Here is an 18,268-nt window from a genome sequence, read left to right as displayed (position 1 = left end):
GACGTCCAAATAGCAAAGTGGACTAGCGTGGATAGACGTGATCGCCCTGCACCTGGACGTAATCGCCCTCGCGCACCTGGGGGTCCTCGCGCTGGGTCACGGTAACGTAACGGCCGCCATCCAGTCGTACGGTCACGCGCCAGGCCACGTCGGTCGCACCGTTGGCCGTGGCCACCTTGTTGCCGACCACGCCGCCTGCCACCGCACCGGCGACGGTAGCGGCCTTGCGGCCATCACCCTTGCCCACCGTATTGCCGAGAAGACCGCCGGCGACGGCACCGATCACGGCGCCAAGCGTTCCGTTGCTCTTGCGCTCGACATAAACCTGCTGCACCTCCTTGACCACGCCGCAGTTGTCGCATCGCGCGGGCCGGCTGTCGTAGACCGGCGCGGGCCGGCTATACCCGCCGTTGTTGTAGGGCGTTGTCTCGCAACCCGCGAGTGCAACACTCGCCAGAGCTGCGGCGATCAGCAGTGGGATCCTGCGTGAAGTAGGCGACATAGGCTCCTCCTCGACTGGATGGTGGAAAATCAGCGCGCGTCGGAAACCGCCGTCACGCCCTCCTGGACCTGCACGCGGTCGCCGGGATCGTGGTCCATACGCACGGTGCGCGTGACCCCGTTGTATTCGTAACGGACGTCATAGCCGACGATCTTGGTGGTGCTGTCGTTCACCGTGGTGCACCGACGCTGGACCGAGGACGTGGTGTTCGCGTGCTGGCGGCTCTCTTCGATCTTCTTGCCCGCGTAGCCACCGCCGATCGCACCGGCCACCGTCGCGAGCGTCTTGCCCTTGCCGCCACCCACCTGGTGACCGAGTACGCCACCGACCACGGCGCCGATCGCGGTGCCTGCGATCTGGTGCTGGTCCTTCGGTGGCGTGGTGGTGTTGACCACCTCGTCGTGGCAGACCTCCTTCGGGGTGTTGGAGGTCTTCCGAACCGGATCGACACTCACAACCTTGGCGTACTTCGGACCGTTGGCTGCGGCGCCTGCCGCAACACCGGCATCCGCACTCGCATCGCGATTGCAAGCCGATACACTGGCCGCCAGCGCAGTCGCCACACACACGTGAAGCACGTTGACCATCAACCGTTTCATCAGATCTCTCCTTTTTGGATTCCCCGCGAGAAAACGCGATCTGCGCCCCTCGCGTTTCGCCTGTTCATTGAAACCCTGCACAACTGAATACGACCTAGCTCCGCCCCATCATTTTTCCTTCACGTGACCGAAGGCACGGAACGGAGTCGCATACCCCATCGGAAGTGGCCGCCATCCATCATGACACCTCTCGTCGACAGCCACGTACACCTCGATGACGCCCGATTCGACGTGGATCGCAATCGGGTGCTGGAGCGCGCGCGAGATGCCGGCCTCGGGGCGATGATCGTGCCGGCCATTGCCGCGCTTGATTGGCCGGCCCTCGCAGACCTCGCGGCGAGGCACGGAGACGTCTTTCCCGCATACGGCATGCATCCGATGTTCCTGCCGCGGCACCGCCTCACCGATTGCGACCTGCTCGACCAGTGGCTCGATACGCACCGGGCGGTAGCGGTTGGTGAAATCGGCCTGGACTACTTCGTCGAAGGCCTCGACCGGGACCGGCAGCAAGTCCTGTTCGGCAGGCAACTGTCGGTCGCGGCGAATCACCGCCTACCCGTAATCGTCCACGCCCGCCGAGCCGTCGATGCCGTGATCGCCGCAATCCGTCGCCATCCGGGGACAAGGGGTGTCGTTCACAGCTTTTCCGGAAGCGTCGAACAGGCCGGGCAGCTATTCAAGTTGGGTTTTCTGGTCGGCATCGGTGGGCCTGTGACATATCCCAGGGCGCAGCGGCTCAGGCGTGTCGTCGCCGAACTCCCCGTGGAGCAGTTGCTGCTGGAAAGCGACGCGCCAGACCAGCCCGGCATCGTGCACCGCGGACAGCGCAACGAGCCGTCGTCGATTACCGAAACCCTCGCGGAACTTGCCTCCCTCCGGGGTGAGCACGTCGAACAGCTCGCCGCAGCCACCACCGAAAACGCCCGGCGGCTCTTCGACCTCGACATCCCCGCCCGCTGAGACCCGCGCGCTGGCGGATGCTTGCCGGCAGATACGGATGGCTGCTACCTTTTTAATTCATCAGTGAAATATGAGCCAGTGAAATGGCGAGCCTCGGCAACTGTGTATGCATGATGGACGAGGGCGTCGATCGCCTTAGCGAAGCCCTGCCCGGACTTCCGGCCGACAAGGCCAAGCTCAGCCGGCTCATGTTGATGGTGGGCAGCCGCATGCAGGAAGAACTGGAGCACACGCTCAAACCGTACCGGCTCAACCACAGCGAATTCCTCACGCTGATGATCCTGTACAGCAGTCCCGACGGGAGCTCGACGCCGGGAGAGCTTTGCGACTACACATCCCAGGGCGCGACCAACATGACCCGCATCGGCAATGCGCTGGTCGGACGCGGCCTGGTCGTGCGTGCGGCAAGCGAACAGGATCGTCGACGCGTGCGCATTGGCATCACGCCCAGCGGGCGTCGCTTTGTCCAGAAGATGCTGCCAACCCTGTTTCCCCGCCTCAGCGCGATGTTCGAGGGCTTCGGCGAGAACGACCGCCGCCAGCTCGGAAGGCTGCTGCGCAAGCTGGCGGACAACCTCGACCGGCTGGACGAGGAGATGGACCGTTGAAGGCCCTGCCCGATAAGGATGCCCAGATGAAACACGTCTACCGCGCCATGCGCCCGCTGGCCGTGTCGGCACTAGCGCTCGCACTGGCGGCATGCGCGTTGCCCCCCCGTCGCCTCGACCCGCCCAAGCTCGGCGACAACGTTCCGCTGGCAGGCCTGGACGTCCCCGCCCGCGCGGGTTGGCCTGCGGCCGAGTGGTGGAAGACCTACCACGACGACCAGTTGAACAGGCTTATTGCGATGGCCATGGACCAGGCCCCCGACCTTGCGATCGCTCAGAGCCGCGTGGGCAGCGCTGAACAGTCGATACGGGCGGCTGCGGCGCAGGCCGGACTGAGCATCAACGGCAACGCCCAGATCACCCGGCAAAGACTGAGCGAGCATGGGCTCATCCCGGCTCGCTTCCTGGGATTCACCTGGTACAACCAGGCCGATCTTGGGGTTCAACTGCAATACGACTTCGATTGGTGGGGCAAGACCCGGGCCGCGGTCGAATCCGCGGTCGACCAGGCGCACGCCGCCCAGGCGCAGCGCAGCGCCGCCGCACTCGCCTTGCAGTACGCGGTGGCCGATACCTATTTCGGCTGGCAGGCCGATCAGACCCGACTCGCACTCGCACGGCGGCAGTTGGCGGTCCAGGAGCACCTGACCAGGATCGCCCAACTGCGCGTCGGCCAGGGCGTCGACCTGCCGGACGAAGCCTCGCGCGCGCAGGCCCAGCTCGCCGCGGCGCGGGAGATGAAGATCGCCATCGATCGTTCTGGACAGATCCGACTCGCCGCCCTGGCCTCGCTGGTCGGTGTCGCCCCGGCCGACCTGCCCAAGCTGCAGCCGAGACCTCTGCCGAATGTGTCGCGCGGCCTGCCAGCGAATGCCGGCCTGGACCTCATCGCGCGCCGTCCGGATATCGCGGCCAGCCGCTGGCAGGTCGAGGCCGCGTTGCGCCAGACCGACGTCGCGCGAGCCCAGTTCCTGCCCGACCTGAGCCTAGCCGCCCTGGCCGGGCTGTCCAGCATCGATCTCGGCAAGCTCTTCTCTGCCAGCAGTCGCACCTTCGCCGTGACCCCGGCCCTGCATCTGCCGCTCTTCAACAGCGGCCTGCTGCAGGCAAATTACGGGCTGAGCAAGGCGCAACTGGATGGCGCCATCGCGCAATACCGCAGCGTAGTGCTGCAGGCCGCCCGCGACGTGTCGACCCAGGCGCTCACTGCCGAGATGCTGGCCGACCGCCGCGAGCAGCAGCAAGCGCAGATCGCGGCCGACCGGCAGATCCTCCGCGCCGCGGAAGCCCGCGCGCACCAGGGCGTACGCGATGCCCGCGAGTCGCTGGCGGCGGAGGCCCAACTGCTGCAGCAACAGGACGCAGCAGCCCAGTTGCAGGCCCAGGCCGTTAGCACCGACCTCGCCCTGATCAAAACCCTGGGTGGCGGCTATCGCATGCCCGAAGCGCCTGCTTCGACCACCTCCACGAATTCTGCCAACGCCTCTTCCGGAGCCCACTCACGATGAGCGCCAACGACTCCCAAACGGCCGACACTCCCAGAGAAGCCAACGAAAGCGGCATGGCCGCAAAGGACCCGGCCAAGCGCAGGCGGGCGCTCGCCATCGTCGCAGCGGTGTTCATCCTGGCCGCGCTTGGCTGGTTCCTGCTGTGGCTGCTGGTGCTGTCCAGGCGTGAGAAAACCGACAACGCCTACGTCGGCGGCAACCAGGTGGCGATCTCCGCCCAGGTGCCCGGTACCGTGGTAGCGATCATGGCCGACGATACGCAGAAGGTCGACGCCGGGCAGGTATTGGTGAAACTGGACAGCACCGACGCCGACGTCCGCCTGCAGCAGGCCCGCGCCGCGCTGGCACAGGCTGTCCGGGGGGTACGCCAGCAGACGGAGAGCGTCAGCGGTGCGGATGCCCAGGTGGCGGCGAGAAAGCTTGAGCTGGAAAAGGCCCGGGCCGACCTCAAACGCCGCCTGCCGCTGATCGCGGCCAGGGCCGAGTCCCCCGAAATCATCCAGCATCTGCGCGACGGCGTGGCACAGGCGCAGGCCGCGCTCGATGCCGCCCACGCCCAGGCCGCCGCCGCCCGCGCCGCCGTCGAGGGTACGGACGTGGCGCACAACCCCGCGGTCATGCAGGCGCGAGCCAATTTCCGTGCCGCCTGGATCGCCCGGCAGCGCAACGCGATCTATGCGCCTGTGTCCGGCTACGTGGCTCAGCGCAGCGTCCAGTTGGGCAACAGCGTGCAGCCCGGCCAGCAGCTGATGACCGTCGTGCCGCTGCACAACCTATGGATCGACGCCAACTTCAAGGAGGGCCAGCTGCGGCATATCCGCATCGGCCAGCCGGTGAAGATCGAAGCGGACATCTACGGCGGCAGCGTCGAATACCACGGCAAGGTCGAGGGCATCGGCGCGGGCACCGGCAGCGTGTTCTCGCTGCTGCCTGCCCAGAACGCGACCGGCAACTGGATCAAGGTCGTGCAGCGCGTACCGGTACGGATCAGCCTGGACAACGCCGAACTCGACAAGCATCCGCTGCGCATTGGTCTTTCCACCGATGTGACCGTGGACATCAGCGACGATCACGGCAAGGTGCTGGCCCAGGCGCCGGTATCCCAACCGGTGGCAAGCACCGATGTGTACGACCGGATGGGGGCGCAGGCCGATGCCGAGGCCGACCGCATCATCCAGGCCAATCTCCCCGTCCACCGCTGAGTCGAGCCATGGCCGCTACGTCCGACGCCGCCGCGCCGCTAAAGCCACTGCACGGCGGCGCACTGGTACTTCTCACCGCCGCCGTCGCGTTGAGCACCTTCATGGAGGTGCTGGACATGACCATCGTGAACGTCGCGGTACCGCACATCGCGGGCAGTCTCGGCGTGAGCCCCAGCGAAGGCACCTGGACGATCAGCTCGTACGCCCTGGCCAGCGCGATTATGCAGCCGCTGACCGGATGGCTCGCAAAACGCTTCGGCGAAGTACGCACCTTCGTCGCCTCGGTGCTGCTGTTCGTCGTTTTCTCGATGATGTGCGGTTTGGCGACTTCCATGCCGATGCTGGTGATCGCCCGCCTGATGCAGGGTGCAGGCTCCGGCCCGATGGTGGCGTTGTCGATGACACTGCTGTTGTCGAGCTATCCGAAGGAACGGCAGGGCATCGCGCTGGCGCTGTGGGCCATGACTGTGGTGGTGGCGCCCATCTTCGGACCGATCCTCGGCGGATACCTCACCGACAACTTCTCCTGGCCGTGGATCTTCTACATCAACCTGCCGGTGGGTCTGGCGGCCGCGATAATCACCTGGGCGCTGCTGCACAGGCGGGAGACGAAGACCTTCAGCATGCCGATCGATGTGATCGGCCTTGTGTTGCTGGTGGTCGGCGTCGGAGCGTTGCAGTTCATGCTCGACAACGGCAACGACCACGACTGGTTCTCCTCGCCGATGATCACCACGCTCGGCATCATCGCGCTGGTGTGCCTGACCTTCCTGGTCGTCTGGGAACTGCATGCCAAACACCCGGTGGTGGACCTGTCGCTGTTCCGCCAGCGCAATTTCACGGTCGGAGTCACCGGGCTGTCGCTCGGCATGATGGCCTTCTTCGGCATCAACGTGGTCTTCCCGCTATGGCTGCAGACCACGCTGGGCTATACCGCCACCTGGGCCGGGCTGGCCACCGCGCCGGTCGGCATCCTGGCGTTCCTGGTCGCCCCGATCCTCGGGCGCAACCTGCATCGGCTGGATTTGCGTGCCGTGGTGACCTTCGCCTTCGTGATGTTCGCCACCACCTCGTACTGGTTTTCCACCTTCGACAGCGGGGCGTCGTTCTCCGAACTGGTGCTACCCCGGTTCGTGATGGGCATCGCCATCCCCTGCTTCTTCATCCCGCTGAACCAGGTCTACCTGTCCGGGCTGCCCGCCTCCGAGATCGCCAGTGCCTCCGGGCTGGCCAATTTCTGCCGCACGCTGGGCTCGAGCGTGTCGACCGCGGTCAGCGTGACGCTTTGGCAGCATCGCGGGGAGTTCCATCACGCCACGCTGACCGAATCGATCACGCCTGACCATCCGGCTGCAACGCATTTCCTGGGGCAGCTTTCCCATGCCGGTTTCGCACACAACGAGGGGCTCGGACTGGTGGACCGGATCCTCACGCGCGAGGCGCTGACCCTGGCGGTGAATGACGTGTTCCTCGCCTGCGCGGTGTTGTTCGTGCTGCTGATCCCGGTGCTGTGGCTGGCCAGGCCGCCATTCGGGAGCGCTGGCGGTGCCGTAGGCCATTGATCGGCCAGCCCATTAGCAGATTTCTGCTCCACTCCGAAGTGCAGCAAGGTGACTGGTGCGGCGCAATACCTTCTGTTAGCGTTCGCCGCATGGCACAAACAATCCGCATCATCAAGAAGTATCCGAACCGTCGGCTCTACGACACGGAGATCTCCAGCTACATCACGCTGGAAGAGATCCGTCAGCTGGTGCTGGACGGCGAAACCTTTGAAGTGCGCGACGCCAAGTCGGGTGAAGACCTCACCCGTTCGGTGCTGCTGCAGATCATCTCCGAGCACGAGGAGAAGGGGCAGCCCATGCTTTCTCCGCAGCTGCTGAGCCAGATCATCCGGTTCTACGGAGATTCGCTGCAGGGCTTCATGGGCCCTTATCTGGAGCGCAGCCTGCAGGTCTTCCTGGACCAGCAGCAGCAATTCCGCAACCAGCTCAACAACCTGATGGGCCAGACGCCCTGGTCGATGCTCAACGAGCTGACCGAGCGCAACATGGACGCTTGGAAGTCCATGCAGCGAGGCTTCCTCGACGCCGCCTCCCAGTCGCGCCCCGCCGCCAGCCCCGCTGGCACCAGCGGCACAGGCCGCGGCGGCAAGAAGTCCTGACCCATCCCGCCCGGGGCAGCCTCAAGCTGCCCCGTTCGCTTTCAGCCTTTGGCCGCTGCAGCACAGCACGTGTTGCCGTGCGGCAATATGAGTAGCACGCATGAACAAGCGACTGGCCGTCGTCACCGGCGGCATCGGTGGCCTCGGCACCGAGATCTGCCGCCACCTCGCCCGTGACGGACGTCAGGTCATCGCCATCGACCTCCCGACTCGGCAGGAGCGCATCGAAGCCTTCCGCGGAGAGGTAGCCAGCTTCGATGGCGCGATCGACTTCACGCCCGCCGACGTCAGCGATTTCGACAACTGCCGCGCACTGATCGAAGGCATCGAAGCGGAGCACGGCCCCGTCGATGTCCTGGTCAATGCCGCCGGCATCACCCGCGACACCAGTCTGCGCAAGATGACGCCGGAGCAATGGCACCAGCTGATGCGGGTGAACCTCGACGGCGTCTTCAATACCTGCCGCCAGGTCGTCGAGGGCATGTGCGAGCGCGGCTTCGGTCGCATCGTCAACCTCAGCTCGGTCAACGGCCAGACCGGGCAATTCGGCCAGACCAACTACTCCGCCGCCAAGGCCGGCGTGCATGGCTTCACCATGGCGCTTGCCCGCGAGACCGCGCGCAAGGGGGTGACGGTGAACACTGTCTCCCCCGGCTACTGCGATACACCGATGGTGGCCGCGGTGGCGCCGTCGGTGCGCGAGCAGATCATTGCCGGAATTCCGGTGGGCCGCCTCGGCTCGCCGGCCGACATCGCACGCGCCGTGGCATTCCTGGCAGCCGACGACGCCGGTTACATCACCGGTGCCAACCTGCCGGTGAACGGCGGATACTTCATGAGCTTCTGACCGACGCATACGCGACCAGGCGGTCGCGTACCCGTCGATCCCGCACCACCGGAACCGGCCTTGCCCCTGCCCAACATCACCCTCGCCGGCGGCGGTCCGGTCGGCGCCCTGCTCGCGCACCTGCTCGCCCTGCGCGGCTTCGCGGTGGACGTGTTCGAAAAGCGACCGGACCCCCGCACCGCCGGCTACGAAGCCGGACGCTCGATCAACCTGGCGCTGGCCGAACGCGGCCTGCATGCCCTGCGCACCGCCGGCCTGTCCGAACGCGTGCTGTCGCTAGCGGTGATGATGCGCGGCCGGATGGTGCATGCCGGCTCGGCATCCCCGGTATTGCAGCGTTATGGCGTCGATGATCGCGAGGTGATCTGGTCGGTCTCGCGGGGTGAACTGAACAAGCTCATGCTCGACGCGGCCGAAGCAGCCGGCGTGCGCTTCCACTTCGGCCAGATGGTCGAGCGCGTCGACTTCGATGCCCGACGGCTGTACCTGCGCGACGCCGCTGGCGTACAGCGAGAACATCGCTTTGAGCTGATGCTGGGCGCCGATGGTGCCGGCTCGGCCGTGCGAGCGGCGATGCACCACGTGGATCCGCTCGGCGAACGGGTCGAGGCGCTGGGCCACGCCTACAAGGAGCTGGAGATCCCGCCCCGCCCCGGGAGCGGTCAGGCACGCTTCGCCATCGAGCCGCATGCCCTGCACATCTGGCCGCGAGGCGGTTACATGTGCATCGCGCTACCGAATCCGGAAGGCAGCTTCACGGTCACCTTGTTCCTGCCGGGTGTGGGCCCCTACCCCAGCTTCGCCACCCTGCCGGACGCGGAGCACGCGGCAGATTTCTTCGATACCCAGTTCCCGGACCTGCTGCCGTTGATGCCGCGCTTCGCGGAAGATTTCCAGGCGCATCCGGCACCGAGCCTGTACACGCTCTATCTCGATCGCTGGCACCTGGACGGTCGCGCCGTGCTGCTTGGTGACGCCGCGCACGCCATGGTGCCGTTCCACGGCCAGGGCATGAACTGCGGGCTGGAGGATGCGGTGGAACTGGCTGCACTGCTCGCGGGCGATCCGGCTGACCCGGCCGGCGTGTTCACGGAATTCCAGCGCCGGCGCAAGCCGAACGCCGATGCGATCGCCGCGATGGCGCTGGAGAACTACGTGGAGATGCGCGACTCGGTCGCCGACCCGCGTTACCTGGCCAAGCGGGCGCTCGGCCTGCGACTGGCCGAGGCCGTGCCGTCGCACTTCATGGCGCGCTACCGCATGGTCACCTTCACCCGCCTGCCCTATGCCTTCGCGTACCAGCGCGGCAAGGCGCAGGATGCCCTGCTCGACGAACTGCTCGCCACGACCGGCGGCGACCCGCAGGCGGTGGCGCTGGACGAAGCTGTCGCCCTGTTCCGCAACCGGCTGGAGCCACTACCCGACCTGCCGCATGGATGAGCGCCTGCTCGTTACCTACCGGCGTACCGACTACCGGGTGCGCCTTCCGGGCGGCAGTACGGCCAGTCTGCGCGTCGACGCACCGGTGCCGGCCGGACTGCATGCACTGGTCGGCACCTCGCCATGGGGCTTCATCACCGCGTGGCACCCCGGCTCGCGTCGCGCACCGCGGGACGCCAACCGCCAGGCACAGCGGCGGCTGCTCGCCGAGCTGCTCGCGGATCCGACCACCCGGACGATCCTCGCCGCCGTCGGCGTGGGCGCGGATGGCTGGCGCGAACCCAGCCTGTTCGCGATCGGCACGCCACACGCCGTGCTGGAGCGGCTGGCCGCGGCGTTCGGCCAACGAGCGTTTCTCGCCGGCAGCGGGCAAGGCTTGGCGCGGCTGATCTGGACGCCGCAGCTGACCTGGGTCAACGGCGACAGCTGACCACATGGACAAGCCCCGCGGGCATTGCGGACAATCCCGGGGATGACCGTCGCAACCCCGCCCCTGCTCGCGGCCTCCGCCCTGAGCTTCTACCGCCAGGACGAGCCCGTGTTCGGCCCGCTGCAGTTCGAGCTGCATCCCGGCCAGCTCGCGCTGGTGGAAGGGGACAACGGCAGCGGCAAGACCACGCTGCTGCGCGTGCTCGCCGGCCTGCTGCACGTGGGCGAGGGCGAGTTGTTCTGGCGCGGCGAGCCGCTGCGGCGCGATCACTGTGCTGCCGAGATCGTCTTTCTCGGCCACCAGCTCGGGCTCAAGGGCGACCTCAGTCCGCGCGAGAACCTGCACATCGCCGCCGGTCTTCATGGCGCACGCGATGGCATGGATCCGGCCCGCGCGCTGCTCGACGTCGGACTGGCCGGCTACGAGGACGAGCCGGTGCGGCGGCTATCCGCCGGGCAGAAGAAGCGGGCGGCGCTGGCACGCCTGCTGATGATCCCGGCCGCGCTGTGGCTATTGGACGAGCCTTACGCCAATCTCGACCGCCACGGCATCGCGCTGGTCAACCGCCTGCTCGAGGGCCACGTCGCCGCGGGCGGTGCCGCGCTGGTCACCAGCCATGGCGCCGTAAGTTTCCACGGCGGCGAGCCTCAGCGCATCCGGATGCATGCATGAACCAGGCTCCGCTCGGACGCGCCTGCGCCGCCGTCCTCCGACGTGATCTCACCCTCGCCTGGCGCCGCCGCGGCGACATCGCCATGCCGGTGCTCTATGCGCTGATCGTCACCACCCTGTTTCCCTTCGCACTTGGCCCGGAAAACGCGCTGCTGCAGCGGATCGCCGGCGGCGCCGTGCTGGTCACCGTGCTGCTGGCGATGCTGCTGGCGCTGGACGGCATGTTCCGTAGCGACATCGAGGACGGTTCGCTGGAGCAACTGGTGCTGGCGCCGCAACCTCTTGCGCTGATGCTGGGCATGAAGATCCTCGCCCACTGGCTCACTACCGCGCTGCCGCTGATCGTGATCGCGCCGATGCTGGCCAGCATGCTGCAGTTACCGGCGGCCGTGATGCCGGTCATGCTGCTGGCGTTGGCCTTGGCCACCCCGATGCTGAGCCTGCTCGGCGCGGTCCTGGTGGCGCTGACGGCCGGCACGCGACGCTCTGGTATGCTGCTCGCCCTGATGTTGTTGCCGCTGTGCGTACCCGTGGTGATCTTCGCCGCTGGTGCGTTGGCCGCAGCCCAACAGGGCCTGCCGTGGATTGCCCCGATCGCATGGCTGGGCGCCGCCCTGGCGCTGGCCCTGGTGCTGGCCCCACTGGCCTGCGCCGCAGCCCTCCGCATTGCCTTGGACGCCTGACCCCATGTCCAGCTGGATTCCGCTCTGGTTGCACAAGCTCGGCTCGCCGCCGACCTTCTACCGCTTCGCCGGCAAGCTGCGTCCCTGGATGCTCGCCCTGGCCATCGTGCTGGGACTCGTCGCGCTTTACGGTGGCCTGGTGCTTGCCCCGCCGGATTACCAGCAGGGTGACGACTACCGCATCATCTTCGTGCATGTACCCAGCGCCTGGATGGGGCTGTTCATCTACGGCGTGATGGCCGTCTCGGCGTTCATCGCACTGGTCTGGCGGATCAAGCTGGCCGAGGTAGTGGCGATGGAATCCGCGCCGATCGGCGCAGCATTCACCCTCATCACCCTGATCACCGGCTCGCTGTGGGGTGTGCGCATGTGGGGGACGTGGTGGACCTGGGACGCCCGGCTCACCTCCGAGCTGGTGCTGTTGTTCCTGTACCTCGGCGTGATCGGCCTCTATCACGCCTTCGAAGACCGCCGCCAGGGCGCGCGTGCCGCCGCCTTCCTTGCCCTGATCGGCATCATCAATGTGCCGATCGTGCATTTCTCGGTGAACTGGTGGAACACGCTGCACCAAGGCGCGACCATCCGCCTGTTCGGCCCATCCACCATGAGTGGCTCGATGATCTGGCCGCTGCTGACGATGATGGTCGCGACCAAGTGCTACTACGTGTTCAGCCTGTGCTCGCGCGTGCGCGCCGACCTGCTGGCGCTGGAAAGCGGCAAGGACTGGGTCCGCCAGATCGCCGCGGGGGAAACCGCCCGATGACCCAGTTCCTCGCCATGGGCGGTTACGCCGTCTATGTGTGGCCGGCGTACGCGATCTTCCTCGTCGTGCTGCTTGCCGATGCACTGGCGCCGGTATTGCGCCGACGCCGCGTGCTGCGCGAACTGCGCGGCCGCCTCGCGCGACAGGCGGCGCGCCAGCAGCGCCACGCCGACACCGCCACCGACGCCTGATCGCCACGGAATCCCCGCATGAACCCCACCCGCAAGCGCCGGCTCATCATCGTCGTCATGGTCCTGATCGCCGCGGCGATCGCCGGCGGCCTGACCGTGTTCGCCCTGCAGCAGAACATGAACTACCTGTTCACTCCCAGCCAGGTGCAGGAAGGCCAGGCCCGCGGCTACAAGACCTTCCGCCTCGGTGGCATGGTCAAGGAGGGCTCGATCCAACGTTCGAGCGACTCGCTGAAGGTGACCTTCACCGTGGTCGATGCCGACGGTGCCATGCCGGTGGAATACACCGGCATCCTCCCCGACCTGTTCCGCGACAACCAGTCGGTGATCACCACCGGCCACATGGAAAACGGTCACTTCGTGGCGACCGAGGTCCTGGCCAAGCACGACGAAACCTACATGCCGAAGGAACTCAAGGACGCCATGGCCAAGGCGCACAAGGGTCGCAAGGTCGTCGAGACCGGCGACGAACCCGCTGCCGCGACCCAACCCTGAGCGACCCAACGCGCCCGCCACGACGGAACCCGCCATGACTCCTGAACTCGGCCAGCTCGCCCTCATCCTCGCCCTGCTGCTGGCGCTGGCGCAAAGCATCCTCCCGCTGATCGGCGCCTGGCGCGGCAACCGCGCGCTGATTGCCATCGCGCGTCCGGCCGCCGCCGGCCAGGCGGCGTTCGTGATCGTCGCCTTCGCGCTGCTGGTCTGGGCGTTCCTGCACTTCGACTTCTCTGTCGCCTACGTGGCGGACAACTCCAACCTGGCGCTGCCCTGGTACTACCGCATCGCCGCGGTGTGGGGCGCGCACGAGGGCTCGATGCTGCTATGGGTGCTGATCCTCAACCTGTGGACGCTCGCCGTCGCCGCCTTCAGCCGCAACCTGCCGGATGATTTCGTGGCGCGCGTGCTGGGCGTGCTCGGACTGGTCTCGGTAGGCTTCCTCACCTTCATCCTGTTTACCTCCAACCCGTTCGCCCGCCTGCTACCGATGCCCGCCGACGGCGGTGACCTGAACCCGGTGCTGCAGGACCCGGGCATGACCTTTCACCCGCCCGTGATCTACATGGGCTACGTCGGCTTCTCGGTGGCGTTCGCCTTCTCCATCGCCGCCCTGCTCGGCGGCGGGATGGAACAGGCATGGGTGCGCTGGGCGCGCTCTTGGACCAACGTGGCCTGGGCCTTCCTCACCGCCGGCATCGTGGCCGGCAGCTGGTGGGCCTACGCCGAGCTGGGCTGGGGCGGCTGGTGGTTCTGGGATCCGGTGGAGAACGCCAGCTTCATGCCCTGGCTGGTCGGCACCGCGCTGATCCACGCGCAAGCGGTCACGGAAAAGCGCGGTTCACTGCGCGCCTGGACCATCCTGCTGTCGATCTTCGCGTTCTCGCTGTCGCTGCTCGGCACCTTCCTGGTGCGCTCGGGCGTGCTGACCTCGGTGCATGCCTTCGCTTCCGATCCGCGCCGCGGCCTGTTCATCCTGGCCTTCCTGGCAGTGGTCGTGGGCGGCTCGCTGCTGCTGTACGCCCTGCGCGCGCCGAAGGTTGCAGGCGGCAAGTCGTTCGCTGTGGTCTCGCGCGAGACGGCGGTGCTGGTCGGCAACCTGATGTTCACCGTGGCCGCGGCGATGGTGCTGCTGGGCACGCTGTTCCCGTTGATCGGCGATGCGTTCAATCTGGGCAGGATCTCGGTGGGCCCACCCTACTTCGGCTTCCTGTTCCCGCTGCTGATGGCGCCGGTGGTGCTGCTGCTGCCGTTCGGACCGTTTCTGCGCTGGGGCCGCGGCGAACCGGGGGTGATCGGCTCGATCGCGCTGCGCGCCGGCATCGCCGCGCTGGCCTGCGCGATCGTGGCGGCGTTCTTCGTCCACGGACGCGCCCGTGCCCTGGTCGGCGTGGCGTCCGCCGTGTGGTGCGTGGTCGGCACCCTGCTCTACGTCTACAAGCGCTACCGCGAGGTGCCTGCTGGCCGGCGCTATCCGGCGGAGATGGCCGGCATGCTGCTGGCGCACTTCGGCGTCGGCATCTTCCTGGCCGGCGTGCTGCTGTCCGAGTCGCTCAGCGTCACGCGCGACGTGCGCATGGCGCCGGGCGATACCCAGACCATAGGCAGCTACAGCTTCCGCTTCGACGGCGTGAAGCAGACCAGCGGTCCGAACTGGACGGGCAGCCAGGGCGCGATCACCGTGTCCAGGGACGGCTCGGTGGTCGGCGTGATGCACCCCCAGAAGCGCACCTACACCCGCGAGCAGGTGCAGACCGAGTCAGCGATCGACCCTGGCGTCACCCGCGACCTTTACGTGGCGCTGGGCGAGCCGATGAACCCGAACGACCTCGGCGGCGCGTGGGCCATGCGCCTGTACGTGAAGCCGTTCATCCGCTGGCTGTGGGCCGGCGGCCTGTTCATGATGCTGGGCGGCTTCGTCGCCGCGGGCGACCGCCGCTTCCGCACGCGCCGCGTGGCCGATAGCGAGCGCACCATGCCCGCGGCAACCAACGCCGGCGAACGCCTGGCCGCGGCGCGGGAGTCGCACGCATGAGCCGTCTGCTCCCGTTCTTCGCCTTCCTCGCCCTGTGCGGCCTGTTCGGCTTCGGCATCTGGTGGAACAGCCACCACGACCAGACCGCGATCCCCTCCCCGCTGATCAACAAGCCGGTGCCGGATTTCGCCCTGCCCGAGCTTTACGACCCGGCCAAGGTGGTCACCAGGAAGGACCTGCTGGGCCAGCCCTACCTGCTCAACGTGTTCGCCAGCTGGTGCATCGAGTGCGCGGTGGAACACCCGCTGCTGAAGACCGCGATCCCGGCGCTGGGGATCAAGCTGGTCGGCTACAACTACAAGGACCAGCCGGGCGACGCCAAGGCGTGGCTGGCCAGGCACGGCAACCCCTACCAGGTCCTGGTGGCCGACGTCACCGGGCAGACCGCGATCGACTTCGGCGTCTATGCGGCACCGGAGACGTTCCTCATCGATGCCAAGGGCGTGATCCGCTACAAGCGCATCGGGCCATTCACCCCCGAGGTGATCGAGAAGGAACTCAAGCCGGCGATCGCCGCGCTGGCGAAGGAGTCGCAATGAAGCGCCTGGCTGTGCTCCTGGCCGTCGTCCTCGCGCTGTTCGCCGAACTCGCCGGCGCGCAGGCGATCGAGCCGCTGCCGTTCAAGGACCACGCGCAGGAGCTGCGCTTCCAGCACCTCACCGCGCAGCTGCGCTGCCCGATGTGCCAGAACGAGACGCTGGCCGACTCCAACGCGCCGATCGCCCGCGACCTGCGGCATGAAGTGTTCCGCCTGATGCAGGCAGGCCGCACCGACGACCAGATCAAGCAGTATCTGGTCGCCCGCTATTCCGACTACGTGCTGTACGACCCTCCGGTGAACCCCACCACCTGGGTCCTCTGGTTCGGGCCGCTGCTGATCCTGCTGGCCGGCGCCGCCGTGGTGGTGGTGACCATCCGCAAACGCTCTCGCTCCGGCGCGCCGCCGCCGGCCATCGACCACGGGGACGACTGGTGAAGATCCTGTTCTACATCATCGCCGCGATCATGATCGCGGCGAGCCTGCTGCTGCTGCTCTGGCCGCTGATGCGTCACGGCCGCGCCCAGGGACGTCCGCGGGGAATCTTCGTCCTCGCGCTGGGCATCGCCTTCGCCCTGCCGCTCGCCGCGGCCGGCCTGTACCTCACGGTCGGCACGCCGCAGGCGCTCGACGGCGTGGCCAAGCAGGCCCCGGCCATGGACGTGAACCAGGCACTGGCCCAACTGCGCGCCCACCTCAAGGAAGCGCCGGACGACAGCCAGGGCTGGATGCTGCTGGCGCAGACCACCGCGACGCTGGGCCAGAATGCCGAGGCGCGCGACGCCTACGGCCAGCTGCTGCGACTGCTGCCGAACGACCCGCTGCCGATGGTCGGCTGGGCCGAGGCCGACTCCATGGCGCGGCCGGACCACCGCATCGAAGGTCGCGCGCGCGAACTGCTGCAGCAGGCGGTGAAGCTCGCCCCGGACAACCAGCGCGCGCTGTGGCTGCTCGGCATCAGCGACTTCCAGCTCGCGCATTACGCCGAGGCCGCCGCCACCTGGCGCCAGCTGCAGCCGCTGCTCACCCCGGGGTCCAGCGTGGCCAAGGCGGTGGCCCAGCAGATCGCCGTGGCCGATGCGCGCGCCGGCGGTGCGCCCGCCCCCGCGGCGAGCAGCACCGCACCGGCGGCCAAGACCGACGCACCGAAGCTGACCGTGCAGGTGAGCCTGGCTCCGGCGCTGCGCGACAAGCTGCGCCGCGGCGACACCCTGTTCGTCTATGCCCGCGCCGAGCAGGGCCCGCCGATGCCGCTGGCGGTGGCCCGACTCGACGCCGGCAAGCTGCCGACGACGGTGGAGCTCACCGACGCCATGGCGATGGCGCCGTCGGTGGACCTGTCCTCGGCGTCGTCCGTGGTCGTCGGTGCACGCATTAGCCACAGCGGCCAGGCGATTGGCCGGGCCGGCGACCTGGAGGGCAGTGCCGGCGTGGTTCCCACGGCGCGGAAGGAGCCCATCGCCGTGGTGATCGACAAGGTGCATCCGTGAGCGACGCGCGTCGCTACGCCGACCTGCCCTCGCCGTTCCCGATGAAGCGCGGCGGCGCTCTGGTGGGTGCCCGCGTCGCCTACGAAACCTGGGGCACGCTCGCGCCGACGCGGGACAACGCGCTGCTGATCCTCACCGGCCTGTCGCCCAGCGCCCATGCCGCATCCAGCCCCGACGACCCCTCGCCGGGCTGGTGGGAAGCGATGATCGGCCCCGGCAGGGCGATCGACACCGACCGCTGGTTCGTCATCTGCGTCAACTCGCTGGGCAGCGACAAGGGTTCCACCTGCCCGGCCTCCACCAACCCCGCCACCGGCGAGCCGTACCGGCTGGATTTCCCCGAGCTGTCGCTGGAAGACGTGGCCAACGCCGCCCACGCCGCGGTGGGCCAGCTCGGCATCGACCAGCTGGCCTGCCTCATAGGCTGCTCGATGGGCGGCATGAGTGCGCTCGCCTACATGCTGCTGCACCCGGGTTCAGTGCGCGCCCACATCAGCGTCGACACGGCACCGCAGGCCCAGCCCTTTGCCATTGCGATCCGCTCGCTGCAGCGCGAGGCGATCCGGCTCGATCCAGGCTGGGCCAGGGGTGGATACGACCTGCACCCGGGCGACCGCGCCGACACCACCTATCCGGACGCCGGCATGAGCATCGCCCGCAAGCTGGGCGTGATCACCTACCGCTCGGCAATGGAGTGGAACGGGCGCTTCGCCCGTATCCGGCTGGACTCTGACCAGCGCGAGGAGCACCCGTTCGGCGTCGAGTTCCAGGTCGAGTCCTACCTGCAGGCGCACGCCGAGCGCTTCGTGCGCACCTTCGACCCGAACAGCTACCTCTACCTGTCGCGCGCCAGCGACTGGTTCGACGTGGCCGAATACGGCCACGGCTCGGTGCGCGAGGGCCTGCGCCGGATCTGCATCGAACAGGCCCTGGTGATCGGCGTCAGCACCGACATCCTGTTCCCGCTGGAGCAGCAGGAGCAGATCGCCGAAGGGCTGCGCGAGGCCGGCGCAAGTGTCGAGTTCGTGGCGCTGGATTCGCCGCAGGGCCACGATGCCTTCCTGGTCGACATCGAGAACTACAGCCGCGCCATCGGTGGCTTCCTGGGCCGGCTCTGAGCTCCCATCCGCTGTCGCCACCCGAT

21 protein-coding genes are annotated in these 18,268 nt (G+C 67.7%); 19 read left to right on the top strand and 2 right to left on the bottom strand.

Annotated elements, in window-relative coordinates; all coding sequences use genetic code 11:
• Positions 1-22 precede the first annotated feature (22 nt).
• Both NC595_RS12645 and NC595_RS12640 read right to left on the bottom strand, forming a co-directional pair.
• On the bottom strand, positions 23-502 hold the full coding sequence (locus NC595_RS12645; protein WP_253566999.1) for an outer membrane lipoprotein: 480 nt from the start codon (positions 500-502) through the stop codon (positions 23-25).
• Positions 503-531: 29 nt separating this feature from the next.
• Positions 532-1,101 carry a glycine zipper 2TM domain-containing protein gene (locus NC595_RS12640; protein ID WP_253566997.1) on the bottom strand — a complete coding sequence of 190 codons (570 nt, stop codon included), beginning with the start codon at positions 1,099-1,101 and terminating at the stop codon, positions 532-534.
• 180 nt (positions 1,102-1,281) lie between these two features.
• On the opposite strand from NC595_RS12640, the gene NC595_RS12635 reads away from it, so the two are divergent.
• From NC595_RS12635 to metX, 19 genes are all read left to right on the top strand, one after another.
• Positions 1,282-2,061 carry a TatD family hydrolase gene (locus tag NC595_RS12635; RefSeq protein WP_253566995.1) on the top strand — a complete coding sequence of 260 codons (780 nt, stop codon included), beginning with the start codon at positions 1,282-1,284 and terminating at the stop codon, positions 2,059-2,061.
• Positions 2,062-2,144: 83 nt separating this feature from the next.
• Positions 2,145-2,669: a MarR family winged helix-turn-helix transcriptional regulator gene (locus tag NC595_RS12630; RefSeq protein ID WP_253566994.1), complete on the top strand. Its 525-nt coding sequence runs from the start codon at positions 2,145-2,147 to the stop codon at positions 2,667-2,669.
• A gap of 26 nt (positions 2,670-2,695) precedes the next feature.
• Positions 2,696-4,177, top strand: coding sequence for an efflux transporter outer membrane subunit (locus tag NC595_RS12625; protein WP_253566993.1), 1,482 nt, complete (start codon positions 2,696-2,698; stop codon positions 4,175-4,177).
• Positions 4,174-5,379 carry an HlyD/EmrA/EmrK family protein gene (locus NC595_RS12620; protein ID WP_253566992.1) on the top strand — a complete coding sequence of 402 codons (1,206 nt, stop codon included), beginning with the start codon at positions 4,174-4,176 and terminating at the stop codon, positions 5,377-5,379. Before NC595_RS12625 ends, NC595_RS12620 begins: the two co-directional genes overlap by 4 nt.
• A gap of 8 nt (positions 5,380-5,387) precedes the next feature.
• A complete protein-coding gene (locus NC595_RS12615; protein WP_253566991.1) occupies positions 5,388-6,941 on the top strand; it encodes a DHA2 family efflux MFS transporter permease subunit in 1,554 nt (517 codons plus the stop codon).
• Positions 6,942-7,030: 89 nt separating this feature from the next.
• A complete protein-coding gene (gene phaR, locus NC595_RS12610) occupies positions 7,031-7,540 on the top strand; it encodes a polyhydroxyalkanoate synthesis repressor PhaR (protein WP_017461228.1) in 510 nt (169 codons plus the stop codon).
• A 100-nt stretch (positions 7,541-7,640) separates the two neighbouring features.
• Complete coding sequence (phbB, locus tag NC595_RS12605) at positions 7,641-8,387, top strand: acetoacetyl-CoA reductase (RefSeq protein ID WP_253566989.1); 747 nt, start codon at positions 7,641-7,643, stop codon at positions 8,385-8,387.
• 60 nt (positions 8,388-8,447) lie between these two features.
• Positions 8,448-9,827 (top strand): FAD-dependent oxidoreductase, encoded by a 1,380-nt coding sequence (locus NC595_RS12600; protein ID WP_253566988.1) that lies wholly within the window; start codon positions 8,448-8,450, stop codon positions 9,825-9,827.
• Positions 9,820-10,257, top strand: a complete 438-nt coding sequence (locus tag NC595_RS12595; protein WP_253566986.1) for a DUF3293 domain-containing protein — start codon at positions 9,820-9,822, stop codon at positions 10,255-10,257. Before NC595_RS12600 ends, NC595_RS12595 begins: the two co-directional genes overlap by 8 nt.
• A gap of 42 nt (positions 10,258-10,299) precedes the next feature.
• Positions 10,300-10,929 carry a cytochrome c biogenesis heme-transporting ATPase CcmA gene (gene ccmA / locus NC595_RS12590; protein WP_253566985.1) on the top strand — a complete coding sequence of 210 codons (630 nt, stop codon included), beginning with the start codon at positions 10,300-10,302 and terminating at the stop codon, positions 10,927-10,929.
• On the top strand, positions 10,926-11,612 hold the full coding sequence (gene ccmB, locus NC595_RS12585) for a heme exporter protein CcmB (RefSeq protein WP_253566983.1): 687 nt from the start codon (positions 10,926-10,928) through the stop codon (positions 11,610-11,612). Before ccmA ends, ccmB begins: the two co-directional genes overlap by 4 nt.
• Before the next feature lie 4 nt (positions 11,613-11,616).
• Positions 11,617-12,375, top strand: a complete 759-nt coding sequence (locus NC595_RS12580) for a heme ABC transporter permease (RefSeq protein WP_253566981.1) — start codon at positions 11,617-11,619, stop codon at positions 12,373-12,375.
• The gene (gene ccmD, locus NC595_RS12575; protein ID WP_253566980.1) at positions 12,372-12,566 is read left to right on the top strand and encodes a heme exporter protein CcmD; all 195 of its coding nucleotides are present in this window, start codon (positions 12,372-12,374) and stop codon (positions 12,564-12,566) included. Before NC595_RS12580 ends, ccmD begins: the two co-directional genes overlap by 4 nt.
• A gap of 18 nt (positions 12,567-12,584) precedes the next feature.
• Positions 12,585-13,061 carry a cytochrome c maturation protein CcmE gene (gene ccmE, locus NC595_RS12570; RefSeq protein ID WP_253566979.1) on the top strand — a complete coding sequence of 159 codons (477 nt, stop codon included), beginning with the start codon at positions 12,585-12,587 and terminating at the stop codon, positions 13,059-13,061.
• Positions 13,062-13,095: 34 nt separating this feature from the next.
• Positions 13,096-15,096, top strand: a complete 2,001-nt coding sequence (locus NC595_RS12565) for a heme lyase CcmF/NrfE family subunit (protein WP_253566978.1) — start codon at positions 13,096-13,098, stop codon at positions 15,094-15,096.
• Positions 15,093-15,635 carry a DsbE family thiol:disulfide interchange protein gene (locus tag NC595_RS12560; RefSeq protein WP_253566977.1) on the top strand — a complete coding sequence of 181 codons (543 nt, stop codon included), beginning with the start codon at positions 15,093-15,095 and terminating at the stop codon, positions 15,633-15,635. The genes NC595_RS12565 and NC595_RS12560 overlap by 4 nt, the downstream gene beginning before the upstream one ends.
• Positions 15,632-16,072 carry a cytochrome c-type biogenesis protein gene (locus tag NC595_RS12555; protein WP_253566975.1) on the top strand — a complete coding sequence of 147 codons (441 nt, stop codon included), beginning with the start codon at positions 15,632-15,634 and terminating at the stop codon, positions 16,070-16,072. Before NC595_RS12560 ends, NC595_RS12555 begins: the two co-directional genes overlap by 4 nt.
• Entirely contained in the window at positions 16,069-17,124 is a 1,056-nt protein-coding gene (locus NC595_RS12550; protein WP_253566973.1) for a tetratricopeptide repeat protein, read from the top strand. The genes NC595_RS12555 and NC595_RS12550 overlap by 4 nt, the downstream gene beginning before the upstream one ends.
• Positions 17,121-18,242, top strand: a complete 1,122-nt coding sequence (gene metX, locus NC595_RS12545; protein WP_253566971.1) for a homoserine O-acetyltransferase MetX — start codon at positions 17,121-17,123, stop codon at positions 18,240-18,242. Before NC595_RS12550 ends, metX begins: the two co-directional genes overlap by 4 nt.
• The last annotated feature ends 26 nt before the right edge of the window (positions 18,243-18,268 follow it).

The organism is Dyella lutea, assembly GCF_024158035.1.
In the GTDB taxonomy this organism is placed as follows: domain Bacteria; phylum Pseudomonadota; class Gammaproteobacteria; order Xanthomonadales; family Rhodanobacteraceae; genus Dyella_A; species Dyella_A lutea.
Note: the sequence above shows the minus strand (reverse complement) of the source record. Positions and strands in the feature narration are given on the sequence as shown.